General features: G+C 41.2%; 9 protein-coding genes. All 9 read left to right on the top strand.

Annotation, left to right across the window (positions count from 1 at the left end; all coding sequences use genetic code 11):
• Positions 1–147 precede the first annotated feature (147 nt).
• Entirely contained in the window at positions 148–612 is a 465-nt protein-coding gene (locus AC52RT_RS13095) for a type II secretion system protein (RefSeq protein WP_495541153.1), read from the top strand.
• 100 nt (positions 613–712) lie between these two features.
• Positions 713–1,696 (top strand): hypothetical protein, encoded by a 984-nt coding sequence (locus AC52RT_RS13090; protein WP_495541152.1) that lies wholly within the window; start codon positions 713–715, stop codon positions 1,694–1,696.
• Positions 1,697–1,895: 199 nt separating this feature from the next.
• The gene (locus tag AC52RT_RS13085) at positions 1,896–2,468 is read left to right on the top strand and encodes a Maf family protein (protein WP_495541151.1); all 573 of its coding nucleotides are present in this window, start codon (positions 1,896–1,898) and stop codon (positions 2,466–2,468) included.
• Between the two features lie 46 nt (positions 2,469–2,514).
• Positions 2,515–3,201, top strand: a complete 687-nt coding sequence (gene radC / locus AC52RT_RS13080) for a RadC family protein (RefSeq protein ID WP_040376216.1) — start codon at positions 2,515–2,517, stop codon at positions 3,199–3,201.
• A gap of 152 nt (positions 3,202–3,353) precedes the next feature.
• Positions 3,354–4,376 carry a rod shape-determining protein gene (locus AC52RT_RS13075; protein WP_495541150.1) on the top strand — a complete coding sequence of 341 codons (1,023 nt, stop codon included), beginning with the start codon at positions 3,354–3,356 and terminating at the stop codon, positions 4,374–4,376.
• Between the two features lie 182 nt (positions 4,377–4,558).
• Entirely contained in the window at positions 4,559–5,476 is a 918-nt protein-coding gene (mreC, locus tag AC52RT_RS13070) for a rod shape-determining protein MreC (RefSeq protein ID WP_495541149.1), read from the top strand.
• On the top strand, positions 5,476–5,994 hold the full coding sequence (gene mreD, locus AC52RT_RS13065) for a rod shape-determining protein MreD (protein ID WP_495541148.1): 519 nt from the start codon (positions 5,476–5,478) through the stop codon (positions 5,992–5,994). Before mreC ends, mreD begins: the two co-directional genes overlap by 1 nt.
• 86 nt (positions 5,995–6,080) lie before the next feature.
• Positions 6,081–6,764: a septum site-determining protein MinC gene (minC, locus tag AC52RT_RS13060; RefSeq protein ID WP_495541147.1), complete on the top strand. Its 684-nt coding sequence runs from the start codon at positions 6,081–6,083 to the stop codon at positions 6,762–6,764.
• Positions 6,765–6,766: 2 nt separating this feature from the next.
• A complete protein-coding gene (gene minD / locus AC52RT_RS13055; RefSeq protein ID WP_495541146.1) occupies positions 6,767–7,570 on the top strand; it encodes a septum site-determining protein MinD in 804 nt (267 codons plus the stop codon).
• Positions 7,571–7,697 lie beyond the last annotated feature (127 nt).

Raw genomic sequence — 7,697 nt, 5'->3', positions numbered from 1 at the left:
ACCAGCTGACCATTTCCGTCTTTTACGCGCCAGCCCTAAGCGATCTTCAAGATCAAATGCCGACTATTGAAGCACCGAAGCCGAGTAATAAGCGGGATCCATTTAATAATTCGCCAGTTGTGAAAGAGAAAGCGGAGAGCGGCGAAGATGAGAGCTAAACGACTGACTTTATCTGAGCATGGATTAACGTTGATTGAGCTATTGACCGTAATCGTGATTCTCGGAATCATTGCGGCGATTGCAGTGCCGGCAGTCGGCGGGCTTATCGAGAAAGCAAGGACTCAGTCATTTGTCTCGAATTCGTATGCGGTAAAAGATGCGGCAACCTATTATCTCAAAGATCAAGTGGCGAATGATCATGATGTAGGCGAGAAAATCACTTATCAATTACTAGTTAATGAGGGATTTTTGGATGAAATCAAAGATCCTGATACAGGAAAGCTCTGGAATACTGATAACGATTCCTATGTAATGGTTGAGAAAGAAAGAGTGGAGAGTATCTGTTTATATGGTGAAAAGCGCAAGCTATGTTCGCGCATGGAGGATAAGCAGTTAACAGACGGACCTGCTCCCATCTCTGAATTGACTGTCGAACTGGTCACGCCTAAATAAATTGACGAAAGCTATTGATAACAAGACGACAAAAGTCTTGTTATTTTTTTTTGTCTCTATGGTAGGATGGACAAAATGACCGTGATGAGGAGGTTGTGAGATGGACAACCTGAATAATCCTAAGAAAATTACCATAAAGATAAATGGCCAGGTTAAAACGTTTAAAGATGGAACGCTTGTGGAGTCAAAACCAGAAGCAGCAGCGGCTGAACCTGAAGAAAGCTTCAATTGGATTCTGCCTGAAGAGGATGAGGTCTCAGAGCCAAACGTTTCGGAAACGAAGAAACCAAAAACTGGACTTTTTTCTTTTGGAAACGGCTGGATTACTCCGAATAAAAAGAAACCGATTGTTTTTTTACAAACGTATCTAATCCCGATCATTTGTGCGGTGATTATTGGGACAAGTTTAGGCTTTATCGTCCTAAAGACGATTGCAGGGACGACCACCAGTGGTACACAGCCGTACGAAGGGGAAAATGTTCCAACTGAAAAGCCGGTTGAAACGGCGGATACAGGGAAGGAAAAGAAAGCAGCGGCAGCGGTAACTGAAATTAAAACGTATCTAGTTCAAGGCGGAATTTTTACAACGAAAGAAGCGGCGGCTGAGATTCAGCAACAAGTGGCTGAAAAGAATGTACCTGCGGAAATTTTTAAGCAAGAAGATCAATTTGTGTTGTACTTGGGTGCTTCAAGTACATTAGAGGAGACCAAAAAACTGGCTGTATTTTTAAAAACCTATGGTGTAGATGTTTTTTGGAAAGAAGTAACCATTAAATCTGGTGCCAAAGCGAAGGAACAAAAAATACTTGCTGATATGGTTCCAGTTTATCAACAATTAACAAAGGGCTCTTCGGCACAACTCCTAGGATCAGACTCTAAGCTGAATCAAGAGAAAATCGATAAACAGCTCGCAGCACTTAAAACGGAGGTTAAGAAAGCCTCTTCAGCCAGTTTATCCGACGCTTATAACCAGCTGACAGCAGCTGCTGAATTGCATCGGCAATACCAAAGCTCACAAGAAAAGACACAGTTGCTCCAAACACAAGATAAATTGCTGCTGTTTTTGCAAAACTATCAAAAATAATCAGCTGTTTATTTTCCGGGAAATACAAAGAATGAACTCGAATAATGGCAAATCGTCCTCACAGTGTGAGGTTCTTTGTCTTTTAAGTAGTTTTATAGATAGTTTTCGACATTATTGATGACAAAGATTGTTACTTGTTCATCTATTTGGTACGATAAGAGAGTATCTCTCTATCATGACAATAAGGTAAGGTGGTTTCATGCATCCAGTGATTTTAGCGTCTTCTTCGCCGCGAAGAAAAGAACTTCTGCAATTCCTTCAACTAACATTTACTACAGTCAACACCAATGTTGACGAAAGCGTTGCCTCTCACTTAAATCCAGAACAGGTAGTCAGAGAACTGGCGTTAAGAAAAGCAAAAGCGGCAGCGGTTGATTTTCCAGATTCCTGTGTTATTGGATCGGATACGGTTGTAGCCATTGATAACGAGATTCTTGGAAAACCTGTTGACCGCAATGATGCCTGCAGGATGTTGAAACTCCTGTCTGGACGTACACATTGTGTGTATACTGGAGTCGCCCTCGTACAGAACGACCGCATCACTGTGTTTGCAGAGCAAACGCATGTTACTTTTTGGGACCTGCAGGAAGAAGAACTGAAGACTTATCTCGATAGCGGTGAACCTTTTGATAAGGCGGGCAGCTATGGCATTCAGGGGTTTGGCTCATTGTTCGTGAAAAAAATCGACGGTGATTATTTTACCGTAGTAGGTCTGCCAGTTTCCAGGCTTGCCCGTGAATTAAAAACGTTTAACCCTAATCCTGTAGAGTAGACGGCCCTTCTTCCTTTTTCGTCCTGTGAAGGGAAGGAAGGATACGATGGAAGAAAAAATGTTAATCAGGGATACACCAAAAGAAGAGCGTCCCCGTGAACGCTTTTTACAGGAAGGACCGAAAAGCCTTTCGAACCAAGAATTGCTTGCGCTGTTGATACGAACGGGTACGAAGAATGAGTCTGTTATTCAACTATCCAGCCGCTTGATTCGTACATTTGAGGGACTTCGGCTCCTGAAGGATGCATCCATCGAGGAAATAACTGCTATTCATGGGATTGGCGAAGCGAAGGCGATTCAAATCCTTGCAGCGATTGAAATTGGTCGAAGAATCAACAGCTTAAATAATCAGGATCGGTACGTGATTCGTTCGCCGGAAGACTGTGCGAATTATTGTATGGATGAAATGCGCTTTTTATCACAGGAGCACTTCGTCTGCCTCTACCTCAATACGAAGAATCAAGTTCTTCATAAACAAACCATTTTCATTGGCAGCCTTAACGCTTCAATTGTCCACCCTCGTGAGGTGTACAAAGAAGCATTTCGAAGGTCTGCCGCCTCTATCATTTGTCTCCATAACCATCCCTCGGGAGATCCACAGCCAAGCCGTGAAGATATTGAGGTAACCAAGCGTTTGGTTGAATGCGGAAAAATTATCGGCATTGAGCTGCTTGACCATGTCATCATTGGAGATCAGAAATTTATCAGTTTAAAGGAAAAAGGTTATTTATGACACTACCAAAATATTTGACGATGCTGTATAATATTGTTTATGATTTTTGAAGGGATTGCTTTGAAATTCCGAGTTTTTTCTTATTAAAAATGATGATGCTAACAAAGACCTTATTATAAAAAGCAGATTGTCCATGAAAGGGAGATACCGCAATGTTTGGAATAGGTACTAGAGATTTGGGGATTGACTTAGGAACAGCAAATACGCTCGTTTATGTAAAAGGAAAAGGGATTGTTGTACGCGAACCTTCCGTTGTTGCTTTACAGACAGATACGAGGCAAATTGTAGCGGTTGGTAATGATGCGAGAAATATGATTGGACGTACTCCGGGGAATGTTGTTGCGCTTCGTCCGATGAAAGATGGAGTCATTGCTGATTATGAAACAACAGCAACGATGATGAAATATTACATGCAAGAAGCGCAGAAAAAAGGCGTGTTCGGAAGTAAGCCTTATGTAATGGTTTGTGTTCCTTCTGGAATTACAGCTGTTGAGCAGCGTGCGGTTATCGATGCAACAAGACAAGCTGGAGCACGTGATGCATACCCGATTGAAGAGCCTTTTGCAGCGGCAATTGGTGCGAATCTGCCTGTATGGGAACCAACTGGCAGTATGGTTGTTGATATTGGCGGCGGTACAACAGAAGTTGCTATTATTTCATTGGGCGGTATTGTAACAAGCCAATCAATTCGTATAGCTGGCGACGAAATGGATGAAGCAATTGTTATTTACATCCGTAAAAATTATAACTTGATGATTGGTGAACGAACTTCAGAAGCCATCAAAATGGAAATCGGTTCTGCTGGTGACACAGAAGGTATTGATAATATGGAAATCCGTGGACGCGATCTGCTGACAGGATTACCAAAAACAATTGAAATCACAGCGAAAGAGATTTCTACAGCACTCAGAGATACGGTTTACGCCATTGTAGATTCAGTGAAAAATACTTTGGAAAAAACGCCGCCTGAACTTGCAGCGGATATTATGGATAGAGGAATTGTACTGACTGGCGGCGGAGCCTTACTGCGCAATCTTGATAAAGTCATCAGTGAAGAAACAAGTATGCCGGTATTAATTGCCGAAAATCCACTTGACTGTGTAGCGATTGGAACAGGTAAAGCACTTGACCATATCGAATTATTTAAAACAAGAACAAAAGATTATTCTAGATAAATAAAGTTTTAAGAAGGGACGGAACGTAATCGCCGGTTTTATACCTGCTATTCGTCCCTTTTTTCAGTAAGCAGTTTGCGCTGCTTTAGACATCTTTACGGGGATTGGACTTTCCGGGCTGGGACGTATCCAATCCGAAAAAGCCCAATCCTTATTTAATACGTATCTGCGTCTTTGACTGCATGTATGAGACAAAGTTGGAAATGATAGAGGTGAAAATCGCCATGCCACAGTTTTTTTTCAATAAAAAGCTTATTCTTTTGCTGGTTAGTATCATTCTTCTCGTGGCATTAATTGGATTTTCGATGAGAGATCGAGATAAATTGACTTGGCCGGAGCAGTTTATACAGGATACGACAGGCTGGGCTCAAAATGTATTTAATAAACCGGTGTCAGCTGTCACTCGTTTCGTTGAGAACTTGGGTGATCTTCAGAATACATATGATGAAAACAAGAAGCTGAAAGCACGTTTAGATGAATATGTTCAGTTCAAAACGGAAGGACAAGAGTTATCCGAAAAAAATGAGGATCTGCGGAAAACGCTGGATAAAAAAGATAGTCTTCGTGAATATGAGTCAATTCAGGCTACGGTTATCGGGCGTGACCCCGATCAAATGTGGCATGAATTAATTCGAATTAATAAAGGCAAGCTTCAAGGTGTCGAGAAAAATATGGCGGTTATTACGGCAGATGGGTTGATTGGGAAAGTAAACACACCTGGTCAGTTTTCTTCAACTGTCGAATTGTTGACATCAGTTGATACGACAAACCGTGTTTCTGCGATTGTTCAAGGTGATGACAAGGCATATGGCATTATTGAAGGATATGATGAGGAAAAAGGGTTGTTAATGTTGAAACGGATTGCTTATGATAAGAAGATTAAGAAGAATTCTTATGTAATCACATCTGGTTATGGCGGAATCTTCCCAAGAGGTCTGCCGATTGGGAAAGTCGTCGATGTTAAGATTGATCAGAATGGTTTAAATCAAACTGCATATGTACAGCCTTCAACCGATTTCTACGATATTAATAATGTAATGGTCCTTGAACGTAAAGTGGCAGGGAAAGAAGCAGAAATTCAAGATGAGGGTCAGGAGTAATGAGAAAACTTATTATTCCTCTGCTCGCTTTGATTATTTTTATTGGAGAAAGCGTATTGGCTAATGTTTTTTCTGGATACCTATACGGGGGAACCAGTTTCCTTATTCCAAGGATGACCGTTATTTTTATTGCTTTTTTGACTATTTATGGTTCGAGAAAGACAGCGTTAATGTATGCCTTTATTCTTGGTTTGTTGTATGATGTAGCATATACAGAGATTCTTGGCGTTTACACGTTTGCGTTTCCTGTTGCAGCCTACTTAATATCAAAGATTATGAAAATTCTACAATCTAATTTGTTGATTAGTGGATTAATTACACTCCTTTTCATCGCTGTAATTGAAACGGCGGTCTATCAGTTAAACATACTTCTTGGTTTCACATCAGTGGATTATCGTGATTTTTCCATGCTACGTCTTGTACCGACACTGCTCTTGAATTTGGTGTTCATTGTGATCACTGCATATCCTTTAAGACGGACAATAGAAAGTTTAAGAGTCGAATCAGAAGGGGAATAATCGTAATCTACGTGTTTTCTTTCGGATAAAAAGGAAAAGCCGCTGTCTGTGTCGAATTATACTTTCATTGAGGTGAAACAGGCGCCATGAATAAAAGAAGTCAGCAAAATGTTTTAATAAAGGGTACGAAAGATGGGCTCACACTGCATCTTGATGATGGGTGTTCGTTTTCAGAATTAATAAGGGAGCTGGAAACAAAGCTTTCCTTAAATTATAGATTTCAGGAAAATGACCCGCTGCTTGCCGTAAAGGTACATATAGGCAATCGTTATTTAACAGATGCACAGAAGGAAGACATTAAAGAATTAATTCGTAAGAAGAAAAAGCTAGTCGTCGATGAGATTGTGTCGAATGTGATGACGTATGATGAAGCAAAGCAGTGGAAAGATGAAAATCAAATTGAAACTGTAGCGAAAGTAATCAGATCAGGACAGGTTTTTGAGGTGCCGGGTGATTTATTACTAATAGGTGATGTTAATCCTGGCGGGAAAGTGGTGGCCGGCGGAAACGTCTATATCATGGGAACGCTGAAGGGTATCGCACATGCGGGAGCACACGGAAACTCGAGAGCTGTTATTGCGGCTTCTGTTATGAAACCGTCGCAGCTTCGAATCTCAGACCTTGTGAGTCACGCACCGGAAGAATACACCGATGAAGGTCATGGCATGGAATGTGCATTTATCGATAATGATGAACATATCGTTGTTGAAAAACTCCATGTTTTAAAGAAACAAAGACCGAATTTAAATAGATTAGAAGGAGGACTCTAATCGTGGGAGAGGCCATAGTCATTACGTCGGGAAAGGGCGGTGTGGGGAAAACCACAACATCCGCTAACTTAGGTACATCATTGGCAATTCTCGGTAAAAGAGTTTGCTTGGTTGATACAGATATCGGACTTCGTAATTTAGATGTCGTTATGGGTCTTGAAAATAGAATCATTTATGATCTAGTCGATGTAATTGATGGACGCTGTAAAATTCACCAAGCACTTGTGAAAGACAAACGGTTTGATGACTTATTGTATCTGCTTCCAGCAGCACAAACGAGTGATAAAACGGCCGTAAATCCGGAGCAGATGAAGAAATTAATCGGTGAATTAAAGCAGGACTATGATTATGTGATTATTGATTGTCCTGCAGGTATCGAGCAAGGTTTCAAAAATGCGATTGCAGGAGCTGACAAGGCAGTTGTTGTAACAACACCTGAAACATCAGCAGTCCGTGATGCCGATCGCATCATCGGGTTGATTGAGAAGGAAGATCATATTGAAGCGCCTAAACTTGTTATCAATAGAATTCGTAATCATATGCTAAAAAGCGGAGAGATGCTGGATATTGACGAAATTACCACTCATCTTTCCATTGATTTGCTCGGAATCGTTGCCGATGATGATCAAGTCATCAAAGCTTCCAATCAGGGAGAGCCGATTGCCCTTGATCCGAACAATCGGGCGTCCATTGCGTACCGAAATATAGCCCGTCGAATTCTTGGTGAATCCGTGCCGCTTAACCCGCTTGAGGATCAGCCAAAAGGCTTCATGGCCAAGCTCAAGAAAATCTTTGCCGGTCAGTAAGAAATGGAAACACCTCCTGCTGGAGGTTTTAGTTTGTAGACAAAAGGGGTTCGGAATGTTTAAATTCCGAACCCCTTTTGATATTTTCTTGGAATTTTGCTCAATTTTAAGAACTTGGGCCTCTAGT

The sequence above is a fragment of the Peribacillus sp. genome (assembly GCF_059453735.1).
The sequence above is the reverse complement of the archived record's forward strand: the minus strand, read 5'-3'. Positions and strand labels throughout refer to the sequence as shown.